This window comes from Caulobacter sp. FV2ye17ST (genome assembly GCF_058680955.1).
Window position 1 is genome coordinate 4,203,905 of the sequence record NZ_CM178727.1, and the last position, 18,815, is coordinate 4,222,719.

Here is an 18,815-nt window from a genome sequence, read left to right on the forward strand (position 1 = left end):
CCATGTTTGCTTAGGCACGGAGGCAGGAGACCGCGCATGTCGAAATTCCTGTCGTCCTTGCTGCCGCATCTGCCGGCCAATGCCGATGAGCGCTATCGGCAGGTCTTCTCCCGGCTGGGCCTGACGGTCCTGATGAGCTGGGCCCTGCATCTGATCGCGCGGGACGACCTGATCCCCGCCTGGGTGCTGGCCAGCGTGGGTGTGCAGGTCTTGGAATTCTTCGCTGTGCGGCCGTTCGCCCGGGGGCGGACGCCCACCCGGCATGTTGAGGCCCATATCCTGCTGATGCTCGCCTCCATGGTGGCGATGGCCACGGTTCACGCCGGGGCGGTGACGATCTTCTGGCTCAGCGACCAGCCGCCCCTGATGGCCCTGGCCCTGATGGTGCTGGCCGGCGGCGCGCTGAACAATGTCGCCTCGGGCGTCGACAGCCGGCCGCTGTTCTATCTGGGGGCCACGCCCTATGCGATCAGCCTGGCGACGATGCCGATCTGGTGGTGGCGGGCCTCGCACGGGCAGGTGGCGATCCTGTCGGTGTCGGTGGTGTTCTTCATGATGGCGGTGCACGGCACGTGGCTGCGGCTGCACCGGGCCCGCAAGGCGGTGATCGCCGCGCGCGAGGATGCCGACGCCCGTCGCATTCAGGCCGAACACGCGGTGGCCGATCGCGTGGCCATGGCCGCCATCGTCAGCCACGAGCTGCGCACGCCGCTGTCGGCGATCCTGGCCGGCGCCCATCTGATCCGCCGGGGCTCGCACCCGGCCCAGACCGCCGCCACGGCCGACCTGATCGTCGACGCCGGCCATCTGATGACCGGCCTGCTGACCGACATGCTGGACCAGGCCAAGATCGAGGCCCGGGCCATGAGTCTCGAGACCCGCGACTTCGACCTGCTGGGCGCGCTGCGCGACGCCACCCGGTTCTGGAACGCCCAGGCCGCCGCCAAGGGGCTTAGCCTGCGCGAGCCGCCGGGCGAGCAGCCCCCGGTCTGGGTGCGCGGCGATCCCTTCCGCCTGCGCCAGATCCTCAACAACCTGTTGTCCAACGCCGTGAAGTTCACCGGGGACGGGGTGATCGAGCTGCGGCTGGCGGTTGAACCCGCCGGCGACGGGATGCTGCAGGTCGTCATTGAGGTGCAGGACAATGGTCCCGGCATCGCGCCCGACGCCATGGCCCGGCTGTTCACGCCCTATGCCCAGGCCTCGCAGGAAACCGCCCGCACCTATGGCGGCACCGGGCTGGGCCTGACGGTCAGCCGGCAGCTAGCGCGGCTGATGGGCGGCGAGCTGGAAGCGCGGGCGGGCCAGCCCGGCGGGGCGGTCTTCCGTCTCAGCCTGACCCTCGCCGAGGGCCATTCGGCGCCGGCTGCCGGCGTGTCGACCTTGCCGGGCGCGACCCCGGCCGTCTCGACCCTGAAGATCCTGGCCGTCGATGATCACGAGGTGAACCGTCGCACCCTGGCCCTGGTGCTGGAGCCGCTGGGCGTGGCCCTGTCGACGGCGCCGGACGGCCTTGTGGCCCTGCAGCGCCTGGCCGCCGAACATTTCGACATCGTGCTGATGGACGTCAACATGCCGGGCCTGGACGGGCGCGAGGCGACGCGGCGGCTGCGGGCCGGCGAAGGCGTCAATCGCGACACGCCGGTGATCGGCTTCAGCGCCGGGGTGGCGGTCGAGGAGGTCCAGGCCTGCCGCGACGCCGGCATGACCGACTGGCTCGCCAAGCCGCTGGACATCCGCGCGCTCTATGACGCCCTGGACCGCGCCATCGCCGCCTGAGACCGCCTTACGCCTCTGAAGACCCGGCGTGGAACAGCCGGCCCTTCTCGGTGATGATCACGGCGACCAGGCCCGCCAGGCCAAAGCCGGTGAAGCCCAGGGTCAGGGGCACGACGGTGCCGTCGAACAGCTGGCCGATCCAGAAGCCGAACAGGGCGCCGCCGATGGTGGTGATGAAGCCCTGCACCGAGGCCGCGGTGCCGGCCAGATGGCCCAGGGGCTCCATGGCCAGGGCGCCGAAGTTCGACATCGTCAGGCCAAAGCAGAACATCATCCCCGCCTGCATGACGGCGAACACCCACAGGCTCTCATGGCCGCTGAGGGCGATCAGGGCGTGGACGGCGGCGAAGGCGATATAGCCGCACAGGGCCACATGCGAGACCCGCCGCATGCCCAGCTTGCCGACGATCCTGGAATTGACCAGCGAGGCGATGGCGATGCCCCCCGCGATGCCGGCGAAGATGATCGTGAACAGCTTGCCCGCCCCCAGCACGTCGACAAACACCTGCTGGGCCGAGTTCAGAAAGCCGAACAGGCCACCCAGCACCAGGGTGGCGGCCAGGGTGTAGCCGACGGCGACGCGGTTGGTCAGGCAGGCCTTGAAGGCCGCCAGCACTGGCGTGATCTCCAGCGGAACACGGTCCTGCGGATGCAGGGTCTCGGGCAGCTTGATCGCCGCCCAGGCGATGACCAGCAGGCCGAAGATCGCCAGGACCAGGAAGATCCACGGCCACGGCGCGACCAGCACGATGGCTTGACCCACTGAAGGCGCGATGATCGGCACGGCCAGGAAGACGATGAACGACAGCGACATCACCTTGGCCATCTGCCGGCCGCTGTAGCAGTCGCGAACGATCGACACCGACAGCACCCGGGTGGCGGCCGCGCCCACGCCGCACAGGGCCCGGGCGATCAGCAGCATCTCGAACGAGGTGGAAAAGGCACACAGCCCGGCGAACAGCACATAGAGGGCCAGGCCCACCATCAGCACCGGCTTGCGCCCGAAACGGTCGGCCAGAGAGCCGTAGAACAGCTGCGCCGCGCCAAAGCCCAGCAGATAGGCAGTGATGATCCACTGATGCTGGTTGGCGCTGGCCACGCCCAGGGCGTTGCCGATCTGCGGCAGGGCCGGCAGCATCGAGTCGATGGCCAGGGCGTTGGTCGCCATCATCGCCGCGATCAGGGCGACGAACTGCTTGAAGCCCATGCCGGGATGCGGCGGGGGGTTCGGCTCTGCGTGCGACATGGGAAACCTCGGTCTGGACGACGTCCGACCTGAAGGCGCGACGCTACGCCCGTCCTATAGCCCCCCGATGTGACGGTCGGCTAGCCGCCGCCGCCCTCGCGCCTAGCCGTTGAAGGCGCGGATCGCGTCGATGATCGTCTGCTGATCCGCCTCGCCCAGATACGGATGCATCGGCAGGGCCAGCACCGTTTCGGCCTTGGCCTCGGTCACCGGCAGGCCGCCGGCGCCGCGCGGGAAGTCCGCATAGGGCGCCTGGATGTGCATGGGCACCGGATAGTAGACGGCCGTGGGGATGCCCTGCGTCTTCAGATGCGCGGCCAGGCCGTCGCGGTTCTCGTGTTCGATGACGTACTGGGCCCAGACCGAGACGCCGCCGTCGATCACCCTGGGAACCGCCAGGACCGCGCCTTCAAGGCCCGCCGCATAGCGGTCGGCCACGGTCTGACGCAGCTGGATCTCTTCGGCGAAGATCGCCAGCTTCTCGATCAGGATCGCCGCCTGGATGGTGTCCAGCCGCGAGTTCATGCCGATGCGGGTGTTCAGGTACTTGGTGTCGTGCTCGAAGGTGCGGCCCACCAGGTCGGGGGCCACGGCCTTGCCGTGGACGCGATAGCTGTCCATCAGGTCCCAGAGTTCCTGGTCGTTGGTCAGCACCGCCCCGCCGTCGCCGTAGCAGCCCAGCGGCTTGGCCGGGAAGAAGCTGGTGGTGGCGACGTCCGCCCAATGCAGCGGATGGTGGCCATTGAGCGTGCAGCCAAAGCCCTGGGCGCTGTCGGCGATCAGCTTCAGGCCTTCGCGGTCGCAGATGGCCTTGATGGCCGGATAGTCGGCCGGCTGGCCGAACAGATCCACCGCGATGACCACGCGGGGGGTCAGCTTGCCTTGCGCCTTCACGCCGGCGATCGCGGCTTCCAGCCTGGCGGGGTCGAGGTTGAAGGTGCCTTCCAGCACGTCGACGAACACCGGCGTCGCATCGACCCACGGCACCACTTCCGGCGTCGCGGCGAAGGTGAAGGACGGGCAGAACACCGCGTCGCCCTTGCCGATGCCCCAGGCCATCAGCGGCAGGGCGATGGCGTCGGTGCCGTTGGCGCAGGACAGGGCCAGCCTGGCCTCGCCGAAGGTGGCCAGCTGGCTTTCGAACGCGCGAACCTGCGGGCCCATCACATAGGCGCCGCTGTCGAGGACGCTGGCGATGGCGGCGTCGATCTTGTCGCGGATCCGGCGTTGCTGCGCGGCGAGGTCGATGAAGGGCATGCTCATGGGCGCGGCTCTTAGAGACGGATCGAGGCAAATTCGAGCCAATTGATGTAACCGACTGTTTCGCAAGGGCGAAGCAGAGCCTCGCGGGCGGCGGCCGGAACGCCTCGCGACCCCTCTTCGTTGACCCGTTCGCGCGGGGGCGCCATCGAGAGGTCCATGACCAAGCCGACCCTGATTCCGCCCGCCGGCAAGCTGCCTGACCTCGCCAATGTGAAGGCCGACGAGACCATGCTGGCCCATGTCCTCGACTGGCTGGGCAAGGTGGCGGTCAATCTGGTGGTCGCCGCCCTGATCCTGGGCCTGACTTTCTGGATCGCCGGCTGGGCCGCCGGCGTCGTGCGGCGGACCCTGGGGCGGGTTCATCGCAACAATCCCGACCAGACCCTGGAAACCTTCGGCGCTTCGCTGGTCAGATACGCCATCGTGGTGGTCGGCCTGGTGGCGGTTCTGCAGCAGCTGGGCGTGCAGGCGACCTCGATCATCGCCGTTCTCGGCGCGGCGTCCCTGGCCATCGGCCTGGCCCTGCAGGGGGCCCTGTCGAACGTGGCCGCCGGGGTGATGATCCTGCTGTTTCGGCCCTACCGGGTCGGGGACGTGATCGAGACCGTGACGCGCGTCGGCACGGTCAAGTCGCTGGACCTTCTGTTCACCGAGATCGCCACCTTCGACAACGTCAAGGTGATGATCCCCAACAGCAAGGTGTTCGGCGACGTGATCCTGAACTATTCGGCGCACCGCACGCGCCGCGTGGACGTGCTGTTCAAGGTTCCGCTGAAGACCGATCTGGTGGCGGTGCTCAAGCGCCTGCGCGAGCGGGCCGAGAACGACGCGCGCATCCGCAAGGAGCCGGCCGTGCAGATCGAGGTCACCGACCTGTCGGAAGCCTTCGCCCAGGCCGCGATCCGGGCCTGGACGGCCAAGGAGGATTTCGCCTCGGTCAAGACCGACCTGATGCTGACCGCCCATCTGTTGTCCGAAGACCCGGCGCGCGATGACCTGCCGCCGCCGCGCCCGACCAAGGCCGTGGATCCCTCGCCGGCCATGCCGGGCGAGGGGGAGCATCACCTGTTCAGACTGAAGGCTCCGATGCGCCGGCGTAAATCCGCGGCGGGCAAGTCGACCCCGCCGACCGGATCCTGAGGCGGCGCGCCTCTCGATTCGCTCAGGTCGTTCGGGATTTACGAAGCAATATCGCGGTCATAGCGTCGCGCCATGACCCAAGCCTTCGCCACGGATTTCGAGAGCCTGTTTCGCGCGGTCTATGTCACCGCGGTGCGCCGCGTGCGCGACCGGCGCGAGCGGCTGTCGCCCGAGACGGTGGCCCTGCTCGACCATCTGGCGGCGGCCGGGCCCCTGACCTCCGGCGAGCTGTCGCGCCACATCGACCGCGCGCCCAGCACGCTCAGCGAGATGGTCGATCACCTGGTCGACAAGGGCCTGCTGACCCGCGACCGCGATCCGCTCGACGCTCGCCGCAGCCTGATCTGGCTGACCGACGCCGGCCAGGCGGCCCTGACGCAGGCGCGCGAGGTGCTCGACCACGACCTGCTGGCCACGGCCGCCGAGCGACTGACGCCGGCGCAGCGCGAGGCCCTGCTCGACCTTTTCCAGACCTTTGTCACCCAGCTGAAAGGAGCCCGATCATGAGCCACAACTGCGAAAGCTGCGGCATGCCGATCGACAATGGCCAGTATTGCCAGCACTGCGTCACCGAGGACGGGACCCTGCAGGACTTCGACACCCGCTTCGAGCGCATGGTGCAATGGCAGGAGCGGCGCGGCAGCCCGCGCGCCGAGGCCGAGCGCGAGACGATCGCCTATATGGCCCGCATGCCGGCCTGGAAGGACCACCCCAGGGTGGTTGCGCGGCTCTAGAGCATTTTCCGACGAAGTGGACGCCGGTTCGTCGTCAGAAAATGCGTTAAAACAAAAGACTAGAGCATTTCACCGATCCAGTCGGATCGGAAAATGCTCTAGGCCTGGCCCAGGGTTCCGCGCAGGCGCAGCCACTCGCTGGCGAACTTGGCGCTGGTCTTGGCGTCCTCGAACACCACCTTGCGCAGGCGGCCTGCCAGCTCGGGCGCGTCGTGAATGATCACGAACGGAAAACCGTTGGCCGACAGGAAGCCCTGCACGAACTGGGAGAAGGTGTCGGCCTCGGCGGTGTCGGCGAGGCGGAACTCGGCGGTGGCGTCAGTCGGGACCATGGTGGTCTCCCCTGTGGGTCAGCTCACCCTAACGCACGAGTTCGCGTTTGCGAACCAGCTTCGCTGTTGCGAAATGAACTTTGATCACCCAGGAGGCGCCCGGGCGGCGGCTTTCGCCGCCCAGGGCCTTGAAATGCCTAGAGAATGGATTGGCCCGTGCCGGCCCAGTCCTTCATGAACTGTTCCAGGCCCTTGTCCGTCAACGGATGCTTGAAGAGGTCGCTGAACACGGCGGGCGGGATGGTGACGACGTCGGCGCCGACGATGGCGGCGTCCTTGACGTGGGCGACATTGCGCACCGAGGCGGCCAGGATCTCGGTCTCATAGCCGAAATTGTCATAGATGGTGCGGATGTCGCGGATCAGGTCCATGCCGTCGAAGCCATAGTCGTCCAGGCGGCCGATGAACGGCGAGACGAAGGTCGCGCCGGCCTTGGCGGCCAGCAGGGCCTGGGTCGGCGAGAAGCACAGGGTGACATTGGTCGAGATGCCCTCGCTGGCGAAGGCGGCGCAGGCGATCAGGCCGTCGCGGGTCAGCGGGATCTTGACCACCACATTGGGGGCGATGCCGGCCAGCTTCGTGCCTTCGGCGATCATGGCGTCGGCGGTGGTGGCGGCCACTTCGGCGCTGATCGGGCCGGGCACCAGGTCGCAGATCTCGGCGATCACTTCCAGCATCGGACGGCCCGCCTTGGCGATCAGGGTCGGGTTGGTGGTCACGCCGTCCACGAGGCCGGTGGAGGCCAGGTCGGCGATGACCTTGGTGTCGGTGCTGTCGAGGAAGATCTGCATGGGACTCTTGCGCTGATTTTTTGTGAGGTTCGGGCCGGTTTATCGCGCCGGGACGCCGCGCGCCAGCAGGGGCGAGTTCACAAGCCGTTGCGAACCAGCTGGTCGGCCACCCGCTCGACGGCCGGCTTCCAGGGCTGGGGGGTGAAACCGAAGGTCGCGGCCAGCTTGCCGCTGTCCAGCGGCGAGCGTGGCGGCCGGGCGGCGGCCTCGGCGAAGGCGGCCTGGGTGGTCGGCTCCAGGCGGGCGCGGGTCAGCGGGTCGCGGGCGATGGCGGCTTTCGCGAATTCGAAACGACTGGTCTCGCCGGCATTGGCGAAGTGGAACAGGCCAAAGGCGGGATTGCCAGCCTTCGCGCCCGCCCAGCGCCCGGCGCTGGCGACCATGAACCCGGCCAGGGCCTCGCCGTCGGTGGGGCTGCCATACTGGTCGGCGACCACCTGCAGCACCTCGCGCGTGCGGCCCAGTTCCAGCATGAACGCGACGTAGTTGCGGCCATAGGGCGAGAACACCCAGGAGATCCGCAGCACCGCCGTGCGCGGGTGGGCCAGCACGGACTGCTCGCCCGCCAGTTTCGAGCGGCCGTAGACGCTGATGGGCTCGGCGGGGTCGGTTTCGACATAGGGCCGGGTCGTCCGGCCATCGAAGACGCTGTCGGTCGACAGGTGAATGAAGGGCAGGTCGCGCTCGGCGCAGGCGGCGGCCATGGTCCCGGGCGCGGCCGCGTTGACCGCGAAAGCGGCCTTGGGCTCGCTCTCGGCCCTGTCCACCATCGTGAAGGCGGCGGCGTTCCAGACCAGGTCGCAATCGGCCGTCCGGATCGCGGCGCGGATGGCCGCGGGATCGGTCAGGTCGACATCGGCCCGCGAGAGGGTCTTCAGGGCGATCCTGCCCGCCGCCGCGGCGATCAGCGCCTGGCCGACCTGACCCGTGGCGCCGAACTGCAGGACCTTCAGCGTCATTTCAGGCCAGGAACCCGGTCGCCCAGCACTTCGATCAGGAAGGCGTGCAGGTCGCCGCCCCGGAACAGATGGCCCGCCACCCCGGCGCGCCGTCCGGCCTCGACGTCGCTGGACCGGTCGCCGATGATCACCGCCTCGGCGGGCGCCAGGCCGAAATCGGCCAGGCCCCGCAGCACCATGCCGGGATTGGGCTTGCGGTCTGGATGGTCGACGACGCGATAGGTCTCGATCGCCGCATCTTCGTGGTGGGGCGCGAAATAGAAGGCGTCGATCCGGCCGCCCAGCGGCGCCAGCTGCGCCTGCATCTCGGCATGGAAGGCGTGCATGGCCTCTTCGGCGAAATAGCCCCGGCCGATGCCCGACTGGTTGGTGACCACCATCACCGTCAGGCCTGCCCGGGTCATGGCCGCCACGGCCTCGCGCGCACCATCAATCCACTCCAGCCGGGCCGGATCGGCGATATAGCCGTGATCGATATTGAGCACGCCATCCCGGTCGAGGAAGACGGCGCGAAGGGGCGGTGGGATGTCCATAAGTCGAGCTTTATCGCCTGTCGTCGCCGGGCGCCAAGCCATCGTCTTGGCGGCGATGTAAGAACGCGACTAGAAAACACCCGCACCTGGAGAGTTCGCGATGTCCGACGCCCCCAACAGCGCCCTGACTGACGCCGCGCGTCTGCGCGACCGGCTCAAGGGCTGGGCGCTGTCGACCGCCTTTCCGCTGTGGTGGACCGTCGGCGCCGATCATCAGGGCGGCGGCTTCTTCGAGACCATCGAACAATCGGGGGAGGCCAAGGATTCCCCGCGCCGGGGTCGGGTGCTGCCGCGCCAGATCTACGCCTTCGCCGCCGCCAAGGATCTGGGCTGGACCGGCCCGTGGCGCGAGGCCGTCGATCACGGCCTGCGCTATTATCTCGACGTCTATCGCAAGCCCAACGGCCTGTTCCGCGCCCTGGTCGGCCCAGGCGGGGTCAGCCTGGACGACACCTCGGCCCTCTATGACCAGGCGTTCGCGATGTTCGCCCTGGCCAATGCCTGCGCGGTGACGGGCCGCAGCGACCTGCGCGACGTCGCTGTCTCGGTGCGCCAGACCCTCTATGCCACGCTGAAGAACCCGCTGGGCGGCTTCAACGAGTCGACCCCGACCGATCCGCCCCTGCACTCCAACCCGCACATGCACCTGTTCGAGGCCTGCCTGGCCTGGAACGCCATCGACGCCGATCCGAAATGGCGGGCCCTGGCCGACGAGATCGCGCAGCTGGCCCTGAGCAAGTTCATCTCCGCCGAGACCGGCGCGCTGCGCGAGTTCTTCGACGACCAGTGGAACCCCGCCCCGGGCGTGGCCGGCCGGATCTGGGAGCCGGGCCACCAGTACGAGTGGGCGTGGTTGCTGCTGCGCTGGGGCAAGCTGGCCGGGCGTCCCGACGCCATCGCCGCCGCCCTGCGGATGATCGACCTGGCCGAGACGAAGGGCGTCGATCCCGAGCGCGGCGTCGGCATGAACGCCATGCTCGACGACATGAGCGCCCACGACGCCGGCGCCCGCCTGTGGCCGCAGACCGAGCGCATCAAGGCCGGCGTGCTGGCCGCCGAGGTCACCGGCGATGACCGGTGGTGGGGCGTGGCGGCCGAGGGGGCCGAGGGGCTGCTGCAGTACCTGCGTACGCCCGTGCCGGGCCTGTGGCGCGACAAGCTCAAGCCTGACGGCGCCTTTGTCGAGGAAGCCGCGCCGGCCTCCTCGTTCTACCACATCGTCTGCGCCATCGCGGAGATGGACCGGGCGGTTAAGGCTAAAGCCGCTGGGTGACCAGCAGGGTTGCGGCGGTTTGGGCCGTGACGGTCGTTGCCGTGTCAATGACGTTAAGGCTCACGCCTAGGGAAGTCTCGCCGGCCAGTACCTGAACAGAGCCTAGGGGCAGGGCGGCTTTCTCGCCCGGAGCTAGGGTCCAGATGGACACTTCCCAATCGGCCGCTGTGGCCAGGATTCTGCGAGGGCGCTCGTCCCGGGCATGACCGCTGGCGATCGAGCGGCCGTCGCGTTTGAGGCCATCGACAAGCGTCTTGACCGCCTGGCTCGCATCGCGGCGACAGACTAGAACGGCGTCCGGCTCGGCGATGATCACTAGGTCCTCGACGCCGATTGCACCGACAAAGGGCCCCGTCGATCGCACCAGAACGTTTCGGCTGTCGATCAGGGTGACGTCGCCGACGGCCGCGTTACCTGAAGGGTCGGTGGTCGAGACGTCCCAGATCGCATCCCACGCGCCGAGGTCCGACCACGAGAAGGCGGCGGGCGCCACAGCGGCTTTCTTGGTGCGCTCCATAACCGCATAGTCGAGCGATATCTTGGCGGCGCCTGCGAAGGCGGCACGGTCCAGACGGGCCGTCCCGCCGTCCATCTGAAGGCTCGCCATACAGGCGCGGGCGGCTGCGGAAACGGTAGGCTCGAAGACGTCCAGTTCACCCAGAAGCACGGCCGCCTTGAAGGCGAAGTTGCCGCTGTTCCAGTAATATCCCTCCGCGACATAGGTCTCCGCCGTCGTCCGATCCGGCTTTTCGACGAAAGCGGCCACGGCGCTCACGGAGCCGTCCAGCAGCGGCGTTCCCGGCCGAATATAGCCAAAGCCTGTCGCGGGCCCGGTGGGCTTGACGCCGAAGGTGACGATCAGGCCCTCGTCAGCGGCCCTGGCGGCGGTGATTGCGGCCTGGGCAAAGATTTCGGGTTCGACAATGTGATGGTCTGCCGCAAGCATCAGCGCCACGCCGTCGGGATCGCGCTGCTGAACATAGGCGGCGGCCGCCGCGACGGCGGGGGCTGAGTCCCGCGCCTCCGGCTCGACCAGTACAGTGACCGACACGCCAATCTCGGCGGTCTGATCCTGCACGAAACCCACCATTGCCTCGCCGGTGACGATGACGATCTCGGCGCGGCCGGGAAGGTCCTTCACACGCAACACGGTGTCCTGGAAACTGGACGTGTCGCCAATCAGTTTCAGGAACTGCTTGGGCTGGTCCGCGCGTGAAGCAGGCCAAAGACGGGTGCCAGACCCGCCGCACAGGATCACTGGATATATCGCGCCCAACGTCGTCCTCACGCTTCTCCCGACCCCGGCCAAGCCACTAACACGGGTCTCCGCGTCATGTCTGGAAAACGACGCTTGGCGTCGCTCCGCTAGACCGCCGTATTGGCGTGCAGTTCCGCCAGCCAGATATCCGCCGTCGCGTCGGACGGCATCCGCCAGTCGCCACGGGGCGAGAGCGCGCCGCCGGAGGAAATCTTCGGGCCGTTGGGCATGGCCGAGCGCTTGAACTGGTTGGCGAAGAATCGGCGCAGGAACAGCTCCAGCCAGCGCTTGATCTCCGGCAGGTCGTAGGCCTTGCGCTGGGCGTCCGGGACGCCGACCGGCCAGCCGCCGAGGCCCGCGTCATGCCAGGCGGTCCAGGCCAGGAAGGCGATCTTCGACGGGCTCATGCCGTAGCGGGTCAGGTAATAGAGATTGAAGTCCTGCAGGGCGTAGGGGCCGACGAAGCTCTCGGTGGCCTGAACCTGCTCGCCCGGCACCAGCTCCGGCGAGATCTCGGTATTGAGAATGTCCTCCAGCAGGTCGCCGGTCGCGGCGTCGACATCGCCCGAGGCGGCGACGAAGCGGATCAGGTGCTGGATCAGGGTCTTGGCGACGCCCGAATTGGGGTTGTAGTGGCTCATCTGGTCGCCGACCCCATAGGTGCACCAGCCCAGGGCCAGTTCCGACAGGTCGCCGGTGCCCACCACCAGCGCGCCGTTGTGGTTGGCCAGGCGGAACAGATAGTCGGTGCGCAGGCCCGCCTGGATGTTCTCGAAGGTGACGTCATAGACCGGCTCGCCCCGGCTGTAGGGGTGATCCAGGTCCTTCAGCATCTGTTCGGCGGCCGGGCGGATGTCGATCTCGTCGGCGCTGACGCCCATCGCCTTCATCAGCTTCCAGGCGTTGGACTTCGTGCGGTCCGAGGTGGCGAAGCCGGGCAGGGTGTAGGCCAGGATGTTGGCGCGCGGCAGGCCCAGCTGGTCCATGGCCTTCGCGGCGACGATCAGGGCGTGTGTGGAATCAAGACCCCCGGAAATGCCGATCACCAGCTTTTTCAGGCCCGAGGCCTCGACCCGTCGGGCCAGGCCCTGGACCTGGATATTGTAGGCCTCGTAGCAGTTCTCGCGCAGTTTCGCCGGATCGGACGGTGTGAACGGGAAGCGCTCGACGTTGCGGGCCAGGGCCAGGTCGCCGGCGGGCGGCGTGAAGTCGAACGGCGCGATCCGGAACGCGCTCGGGGCCAGGGTGGCGGCGTCGCCGAAGCTGACCACCCGCATGCGCTCCTGGCGGATGCGATCGACATCGACGTCGGCCATGGCCATCACGGCGGTGGTCGAAAAGCGCGGCGTTTCGGCCAGCAGGGCGCCCATCTCGTGGATGTCGGCGTGGCCGTCCCAGGCCACATCGGTCGAGCTTTCGCCCGCCCCGGCGGCCGAATAGACATAGGCCGCGATGGCCCGCGCCGACTGGCTGGCGCACAGCAGGCGGCGGGTCTCGGACTTGCCGATGGTGATGTTGCTGGCCGACAGGTTCAGCAGGATCTCGGCCCCGGCCATGGCCTGGGCGGTGCTGGGCGGGGTGGGGATCCAGACGTCCTCGCAGATTTCAACGCCGACCGTGAACGGCGATGGGCCGCCCGACCGGAGGAGAATGTCGGTTCCGAACGGCACGGTCTCGCCCGCCAGGGTCACGGTCTTGCCGATCACCCCGGCGCCCGGCGTGAACCAGCGGCGCTCATAGAATTCGCGATAGTTGGGCAGGAAGCTCTTGGGGATCACCCCCCGCACCGCGCCGCCCTGGATGGCGACGGCGGTGTTGTAGAGGCGGCCGTCCACGCGCAGCGGCGCGCCGACCACGAACAGCGGGGCCAGGGTGGCGCTGGCCCGGGCCAGGGTCTCGATCGCGGCTTCCACCGCGTCCAGCAGGGCGTCCTGCTGCAGCAGATCGTCGATCGAATAGCCGGTCAGGCCCAGTTCCGGGAACACCAGCACCGCCACGCCGGCCGCGTCAGCCTGGCCGACCAGATCGAGCACGCTGGCGGCGTTGGCGGCCGGATCGACCAGCTTGACCTTCGGCACCGCCGTGGCGACGCGAACGAAGCCGTGGCGGTAGGGCGAGAAGAACGGGAGGTTCGTCAAGCGAGCGACCTTTCGAGGTTATGCTGAAACTGAGCATAAGTCTGCGTCCAGCTATAACGTGTCCGGAGCGTGATGACCAGCGCCCGCAAACCTTGACCCGAAAGGGTCATCGTGCGACCTCGCGCCCGCGCAGCCCTGCAAAACATAACGAACAAAGACAACGCCCATGCCCGTTTCGCCCATCAAAATGGCCGACGCGATCCGCGTCCTTTCCATGGATGCGGTCCACAAGGCCAAGTCCGGACACCAGGGCATGCCGATGGGCATGGCCGATGTGGCGACCGTGCTGTGGAGCAAGTTCCTCAAGTTTGACGCCAGCAAGCCCGACTGGGCCGACCGCGACCGCTTCGTGCTGTCGGCCGGCCACGGCTCGATGCTGATCTATTCCTTGCTTCACCTGACCGGCTTCAAGGCCATGACGATGAAGGAGATCGAGAATTTCCGTCAGTGGGGCTCGCTGACCCCCGGCCACCCCGAAGTGCACCACACCCCCGGCGTCGAGACCACCACCGGCCCGCTGGGCCAGGGCCTGGCCACCGCCGTCGGCATGGCCATGGCCGAGGCCCATCTGGCCTCGCGCTTTGGCAAGGACATCGTCGATCACCGCACCTGGGTGATCGCCGGCGACGGCTGCCTGATGGAAGGCGTCAGCCATGAGGCCATCAGCATCGCCGGCCGCCTGAAGCTGTCCAAGTTGACCGTGCTGTTCGACGACAACAACACCACCATCGACGGCGTCGCCACCATCTCCGAGACCGGCGACCAGGTGATGCGCTTCAAGGCCGCCGGCTGGGCGGTCAAGGTCGTCGACGGCCACGACCACGGCAAGATCGCCGCCGCCCTGCGCTGGGCCACCAAGCAGGACCGCCCGACCATGATCGCGTGCAAGACGCTGATCTCGAAGGGCGCGGGTCCGAAAGAAGGCGACCCCCACAGCCACGGCTACACCCTGTTCGACAACGAGATCGCCGCCTCGCGCGTCGCCATGGGCTGGGACGCCGCGCCGTTCACGGTGCCGGACGACATCGCCAAGGCCTGGAAGAGCGTCGGCCGTCGCGGCGCCCGCGTCCGCAAGGCCTGGGAAGCGGGCCTGAAGGCCTCGGCCCACGCCGCCAAGTTCAACCGCGCCATCTCGGGCGCCCTGCCGGCCAAGGCTTTTGAAGCCGTCGACGCCCACATCGCCAAGATGGCGGAGACCAAGCCCGCCAACGCCACCCGCGTGCACTCAGGCGCGGCCCTGGACCACCTGATCCCGGCGATCCCGGAAATGATCGGCGGCTCGGCCGACCTGACCGGCTCCAACAACACCTTCGTCAAGGGCATGACGGCGTTCGACACGCCCGACTATGCCGGCCGCTATGTCCACTACGGCGTGCGCGAGTTCGGCATGGCGGCGGCGATGAACGGCATGGCCCTGCACGGCGGGGTCATCCCCTATTCGGGCACCTTCCTGGCGTTTGCCGACTACAGCCGCGCGGCGATCCGCCTGGGCGCCCTGATGGGGGCCAAGGTCATCCACGTGATGACCCACGACTCCATCGGCCTGGGCGAGGACGGCCCGACCCACCAGCCGGTCGAGCATGTGGCCTCGCTGCGTGCGATCCCCAACCTGCTGGTCTTCCGCCCGGCCGACGCGGTGGAAGCCGCCGAATGCTGGAAGATCGCCCTGGAGCAGACCGCAACCCCGTCGGTCATGGCCCTGTCGCGCCAGAAGACCCCCGGCGTGCGCGCCTCTGGCGCCGAGAACCTCTCGGCCAAGGGCGCCTATGAACTGCTGGCGGCCGAGGGCGGCGAGGCGGCGGTGACGATCTTCGCCACCGGCACCGAGGTCGGCGTCGCCGTCGCCGCGCGTGACATCCTGCAGGGCCAGGGCAAGCCGACCCGCGTAGTCTCGGTTCCCTGCTGGGAGCTGTTCGAAAAGCAACCGGCCGCCTATCGCCAGGCCGTCATCGGCACGGCGGCCAAGCGTGTCGCGGTCGAGGCGGGCATCCGCCAGGGCTGGGAGCGCTTCATCGGCGAGGACGGCGCCTTCATCGGCATGACCGGCTTCGGCGCCAGCGCCCCGTTCGAGCGGCTCTACAAGGAGTTCGGCATCACCGCCGAGGCCGTCGCGGCCGCGGCCGCCTGATCCCGATGGGGGCGCGCCTGGCGCGCCCCTTTCCAACTTTCGAGCCTACAGGCTCCACTGCACCCGGAAGCCGGCCGTTTCGACCAGGCAGCCGACGATGCGCTCGAAGGCGTGGGCCAGGGTGCCGTCCACCCGTCCCAGTTCCGGCTCGAAGGTCAGGTCGTGGCCGTTCAGCGCCTCGAACGCCGCGATGCGACCCCAGAACATGGTGCCGGCCGGGAAAGCCGTGTCGGGGCCGTAGCGGAAGTTCAGCGCGCGGGAGAGCTGGTCCACGCCCTCGGCGTTGTGGGTCATGACCCCCAGGTCGCTGTAGAGCATCCGGGCGTTCTCCGGCGCCAGCAGACCCAGCCGTTCATCTTCGGCGAATGCCGCCAGCGCCGTCCGCGCGCGTTCCGGCGACATCAGGCCGTCCAGCAGCCGGTCCCGCCAGGCAGCGCCGTCCGAGCGGTGCGGCGACTTCTTCGTATGGGCCTTGCAGAACACCGTATGGCCCCGCGCCCGGGCGATCTTCAGGGCTGTCAGGAACGGAACCACGTCGCGTCCATGATTGGGCAGAGGGACCAGGACAGCGCCCGGCACGGCCCTGGCCAGGGCGTCGACCGCCGAAGCTGGCCACTGCTCGGGGAAGGTGATGATGGCGTCCATGCTGTCCCGCAACGGCGCCAGGCGCTGGGCCAGGTCGTCGATCAGGTCGGCATAGAAGATGTGGAACAGCATGACCGCGTCATGCGTGCGGGGGCCTTGGCGCGAGGCGGCCACGGCGGGATGGTCGCGCGCGGGTGTCGGGGCGCGGATGGCCACGGCGTTGCGCAGGGCCTGGGCCGATGCGTGGCCCAGCCAGCGGTCGGGTTCCAGATAGGTCCCCTCGCCCCATTCGTTCCAGGCGTTGACGAACACCAGCCGCTCGTCGGGCGGGGCCAGGCGCGTCGTGCAGTCCAGCGCGGCGCCGGCCCAGTCGTGGAAGCGCTGCGGCGTGACATTGTGGAAGATGTTGCCGAAGCCCGGCTTGCGCGCCTCGTTGTCCCACGACGGCATGACGCCGGGATAGACCCGGGCGTCTTCGCGACGCTCCAGCGCCTCGATCCGCTCCTCGACGACGGTGTCGTAGTCATAGACCCGACCGGCGAAATCCAGGTTCAGGCGCTCGACCGTGTCGGTGATCTCGCCCTTCCGCAGGGCGTGGGGCGGGAACTCGACCAGGCCGTCGAAGCCGGCGTCGCGCCAGGCCGAGAAGCCGAAGGCGTTGGTGCACAGGACGAACAGCTCGCCGATCCCCCGCTCGCGGGCGCGGTTGCGCCAGCGTTCCAGCGTGGCCGAGGCGTCGGGCAGGGTGTCGGGGCGATAGACGATCAGCAGCGGGCGCTCGCCCACCCGCACATAGCGCGGCGAGGCCATGTAGCGGGCCAGGTCGTCGAGCAGGGCCAGGTCGTCTTCCGGCGAATGGTCCTGGGCCATCAGGACGTCCTGCTCGTCGCCGTCCCAGCGCCGGGTCCAGTTCTCGTTGGCCCAGCACAGGGCGAACGGCAGGTCGATCTCCGGATCGGCGACGAAGGCGTCGAGCGGACGCTCCAGCAGGCGTTTTCCGCCGAACCAGTAGTAGTGGAAGCAGAAGGCGTCGACGCCGGCGTTGCGCGCCATCGCCGCCTGGGCCTGCAGCACTTCCGGAACCCGCAGGTCGTAGAAGCCCAGCTCGCCGGGCAGGCGCGGCTGGTAGTGGCCGACGAACTGCGGCGTGGCCTTGCTGACGTTGGTCCACTCGGTGAAGCCCTTGCCCCACCACTGATCGTTCTCGGGGAACGGATGGTACTGCGGCAGGTAGAAGGCCAGCACCCGGGGCGCGTCGTGGGCGCGGGGCGGCGGACCCAGGGCCGGGGCGGCGAAGTGGGGGCTGAAGGCGTGCCGCGCCACATTGAAGGCGTGCTGATAGGACTCGCGCCAGGGGTCCTGGCGGCGATTTCTCATCGTCTGGCGGGCCAGACGGATCGTGCTCCCGGGATCGGTGAGGGTTCGCAGGCTGATCCGGATCGCGCGCGCGGCGCGCGGCGAAAGCCGGCGAAGCGCGGCGCGCAGCAGCCGGCGGGGCGCCGACAGTCGCGGGGCGCCGGCCGCCGGCTCGGCTGCGGGATCGACCCGGAACGCGCTCAGCTCGAACAGGCAGGGCGTGGCTGACGGCTGGAGAACGATCTGGCGCAGGGCGCCGGCATTGGTGTGGGCCACGACGACATAGGTGTCATCGCCAAGCCGCTTCAACGCCACGGGCGTCGCCAGCGCCAGGCCGTCGCCCCAGTCGATCAGCACGCCGGGCGTCTGGATCTCGCCCTCGATCGCGCGGAGTTTCACGCTGACGCGAACCGACGCCACGTCGTCAAACAGCGGCTGCTCGGCCCGGGTCAGGCGAAACAGCATCTCCGCATCGGCGGCGTGGGCCCTGAACTGGCCGGGCGATCCGGTCGGCTCGACGGCCTTCCGGGGCGCGGGAAGCCGCTCGCTCACGCGGCGTTGCTTCTCTCGAGCCATTCTTCCGTGGTGCCCAGGAAGGTCGGCACGCCGGATTCCATGGTCATGACCTTGTTGCAGACCTTGGCGGCCAGTTGATAGTCATGGGTGGCCAGAACGACGATCTTGGCCGAGTCGACCATGCCGTTCAGGCGGTCGGCGGCCTTCTTCTGGAACTCGGCGTCGCCCGCGCTGATCCACTCGTCCATGATCAGGATCTCGGCGTCCACCTGGGTGGCGACCGAGAAGGTCAGGCGCGCGACCATGCCGGCCGAATAGGTCTTGAGCGGCATGTGCACGAAGGCGCCCAGGCCGGAGAACTCGACGATCGAGGGCAGGCGCTTCTTGATCTCGCGGTCCGACATCATCTGCATCATGGCCAGGTTGCGGATGTTTTCCAGACCCGAGGCCTCGATGTCGAGGCCCACGGTGATCGAGATCATCGAGCTGATCCGTCCGCGGACGTCCACCTTGCCCGAGGTCGGCGAATAGATGCCGGCCAGGATCTTCAGCAGCGAGGTCTTGCCCGAACCGTTGTGGCCGATCACGGCCAGGCGGTCACCTTCCTCGAGCTTGAGGCTGACGTTCGACAGCGCCCGCACGAAGGTGACGTCCTTGCCGGCCTGGATCAGGCGGCCGCCGACGGCCATGTTCAGCACGGTGTTGCGCAGCGATTGGGCGCGCACGCTGTAGAGGTTGTAGTCGAGCGTGACGTCGGTGAGTTCGATGGAACTGTTCATGTCGC

The 18,815-nt window shown here is 68.5% G+C and carries 16 protein-coding genes; 6 read left to right on the forward strand and 10 right to left on the reverse strand.

Features of this window, described 5'->3' with window-relative positions:
* The first annotated feature begins 36 nt into the window (after positions 1-36).
* On the forward strand, positions 37-1,779 hold the full coding sequence (locus tag ACW17V_RS20315; protein WP_492106828.1) for an ATP-binding protein: 1,743 nt from the start codon (positions 37-39) through the stop codon (positions 1,777-1,779).
* Positions 1,780-1,786: 7 nt separating this feature from the next.
* On the opposite strand, the gene ACW17V_RS20320 is transcribed toward ACW17V_RS20315, so the two are convergent.
* Positions 1,787-2,986, reverse strand: coding sequence for a multidrug effflux MFS transporter (locus ACW17V_RS20320; protein WP_492108843.1), 1,200 nt, complete (start codon positions 2,984-2,986; stop codon positions 1,787-1,789).
* 141 nt (positions 2,987-3,127) lie between these two features.
* Entirely contained in the window at positions 3,128-4,288 is a 1,161-nt protein-coding gene (locus ACW17V_RS20325; RefSeq protein ID WP_492106829.1) for a DegT/DnrJ/EryC1/StrS family aminotransferase, read from the reverse strand.
* A 156-nt stretch (positions 4,289-4,444) separates the two neighbouring features.
* Between ACW17V_RS20325 and ACW17V_RS20330 the strand changes: the two genes are divergently transcribed.
* From ACW17V_RS20330 to ACW17V_RS20340, 3 genes are all read left to right on the forward strand, one after another.
* The gene (locus ACW17V_RS20330) at positions 4,445-5,428 is read left to right on the forward strand and encodes a mechanosensitive ion channel family protein (RefSeq protein WP_492106830.1); all 984 of its coding nucleotides are present in this window, start codon (positions 4,445-4,447) and stop codon (positions 5,426-5,428) included.
* Positions 5,429-5,500: 72 nt separating this feature from the next.
* On the forward strand, positions 5,501-5,935 hold the full coding sequence (locus ACW17V_RS20335) for a MarR family winged helix-turn-helix transcriptional regulator (protein ID WP_492106831.1): 435 nt from the start codon (positions 5,501-5,503) through the stop codon (positions 5,933-5,935).
* Entirely contained in the window at positions 5,932-6,162 is a 231-nt protein-coding gene (locus tag ACW17V_RS20340; RefSeq protein ID WP_492106832.1) for a zinc ribbon domain-containing protein, read from the forward strand. Before ACW17V_RS20335 ends, ACW17V_RS20340 begins: the two co-directional genes overlap by 4 nt.
* A 98-nt stretch (positions 6,163-6,260) precedes the next feature.
* Here the strand turns inward: ACW17V_RS20340 and ACW17V_RS20345 are convergent, their stop codons facing one another.
* The 4 genes from ACW17V_RS20345 to ACW17V_RS20360 form a co-directional block, all read right to left on the reverse strand.
* Entirely contained in the window at positions 6,261-6,494 is a 234-nt protein-coding gene (locus ACW17V_RS20345) for a hypothetical protein (protein WP_492106833.1), read from the reverse strand.
* Between the two features lie 137 nt (positions 6,495-6,631).
* Entirely contained in the window at positions 6,632-7,285 is a 654-nt protein-coding gene (gene fsa / locus ACW17V_RS20350; protein ID WP_492106834.1) for a fructose-6-phosphate aldolase, read from the reverse strand.
* Between the two features lie 77 nt (positions 7,286-7,362).
* Complete coding sequence (gene rfbD, locus ACW17V_RS20355) at positions 7,363-8,238, reverse strand: dTDP-4-dehydrorhamnose reductase (protein ID WP_492108844.1); 876 nt, start codon at positions 8,236-8,238, stop codon at positions 7,363-7,365.
* A 2-nt stretch (positions 8,239-8,240) separates the two neighbouring features.
* A complete protein-coding gene (locus ACW17V_RS20360) occupies positions 8,241-8,777 on the reverse strand; it encodes a D-glycero-alpha-D-manno-heptose-1,7-bisphosphate 7-phosphatase (protein WP_492106835.1) in 537 nt (178 codons plus the stop codon).
* 100 nt (positions 8,778-8,877) lie between these two features.
* Between ACW17V_RS20360 and ACW17V_RS20365 the strand changes: the two genes are divergently transcribed.
* Entirely contained in the window at positions 8,878-10,050 is a 1,173-nt protein-coding gene (locus tag ACW17V_RS20365; RefSeq protein ID WP_492106836.1) for an AGE family epimerase/isomerase, read from the forward strand.
* On the opposite strand, the gene ACW17V_RS20370 is transcribed toward ACW17V_RS20365, so the two are convergent.
* Positions 10,034-11,326, reverse strand: a complete 1,293-nt coding sequence (locus tag ACW17V_RS20370) for a mannose-1-phosphate guanylyltransferase/mannose-6-phosphate isomerase (RefSeq protein ID WP_492108845.1) — start codon at positions 11,324-11,326, stop codon at positions 10,034-10,036. The genes ACW17V_RS20365 and ACW17V_RS20370 overlap by 17 nt on opposite strands.
* Positions 11,327-11,415: 89 nt before the next feature.
* Positions 11,416-13,446 (reverse strand): NAD(+) synthase, encoded by a 2,031-nt coding sequence (locus ACW17V_RS20375; protein WP_492106837.1) that lies wholly within the window; start codon positions 13,444-13,446, stop codon positions 11,416-11,418.
* 166 nt (positions 13,447-13,612) lie between these two features.
* Here ACW17V_RS20375 and tkt point away from each other — a divergent pair, with 166 nt between their 5' ends.
* Positions 13,613-15,574: a transketolase gene (gene tkt, locus ACW17V_RS20380; protein WP_492106838.1), complete on the forward strand. Its 1,962-nt coding sequence runs from the start codon at positions 13,613-13,615 to the stop codon at positions 15,572-15,574.
* Between the two features lie 45 nt (positions 15,575-15,619).
* Here tkt and ACW17V_RS20385 read toward each other — a convergent pair whose 3' ends face one another.
* Both ACW17V_RS20385 and ACW17V_RS20390 read right to left on the reverse strand, forming a co-directional pair.
* Positions 15,620-18,067 (reverse strand): glycoside hydrolase family 99-like domain-containing protein, encoded by a 2,448-nt coding sequence (locus ACW17V_RS20385; protein ID WP_492106839.1) that lies wholly within the window; start codon positions 18,065-18,067, stop codon positions 15,620-15,622.
* The gene (locus ACW17V_RS20390) at positions 18,064-18,810 is read right to left on the reverse strand and encodes an ABC transporter ATP-binding protein (protein WP_492106840.1); all 747 of its coding nucleotides are present in this window, start codon (positions 18,808-18,810) and stop codon (positions 18,064-18,066) included. The genes ACW17V_RS20385 and ACW17V_RS20390 overlap by 4 nt, the downstream gene beginning before the upstream one ends.
* Between the last annotated feature and the right edge of the window lie 5 nt (positions 18,811-18,815).

Bases quoted from the DNA above. Each gene is read 5' to 3' on its own strand.
- ACW17V_RS20390 (WP_492106840.1), bottom strand. From the start codon at position 18,810: ATGAACAGTTCCATCGAACTCACCGACGTCACGCTCGACTACAACCTC.
- ACW17V_RS20365 (WP_492106836.1), top strand. From the start codon at position 8,878: ATGTCCGACGCCCCCAACAGCGCCCTGACTGACGCCGCGCGTCTGCGC.
- ACW17V_RS20345 (WP_492106833.1), bottom strand. From the start codon at position 6,494: ATGGTCCCGACTGACGCCACCGCCGAGTTCCGCCTCGCCGACACCGCC.
- ACW17V_RS20360 (WP_492106835.1), bottom strand. From the start codon at position 8,777: ATGGACATCCCACCGCCCCTTCGCGCCGTCTTCCTCGACCGGGATGGC.
- ACW17V_RS20340 (WP_492106832.1), top strand. From the start codon at position 5,932: ATGAGCCACAACTGCGAAAGCTGCGGCATGCCGATCGACAATGGCCAG.
- ACW17V_RS20335 (WP_492106831.1), top strand. From the start codon at position 5,501: ATGACCCAAGCCTTCGCCACGGATTTCGAGAGCCTGTTTCGCGCGGTC.
- fsa (WP_492106834.1), bottom strand. From the start codon at position 7,285: ATGCAGATCTTCCTCGACAGCACCGACACCAAGGTCATCGCCGACCTG.
- ACW17V_RS20320 (WP_492108843.1), bottom strand. From the start codon at position 2,986: ATGGGCTTCAAGCAGTTCGTCGCCCTGATCGCGGCGATGATGGCGACC.
- ACW17V_RS20325 (WP_492106829.1), bottom strand. From the start codon at position 4,288: ATGAGCATGCCCTTCATCGACCTCGCCGCGCAGCAACGCCGGATCCGC.
- ACW17V_RS20330 (WP_492106830.1), top strand. From the start codon at position 4,445: ATGACCAAGCCGACCCTGATTCCGCCCGCCGGCAAGCTGCCTGACCTC.
- ACW17V_RS20315 (WP_492106828.1), top strand. From the start codon at position 37: ATGTCGAAATTCCTGTCGTCCTTGCTGCCGCATCTGCCGGCCAATGCC.
- tkt (WP_492106838.1), top strand. From the start codon at position 13,613: ATGCCCGTTTCGCCCATCAAAATGGCCGACGCGATCCGCGTCCTTTCC.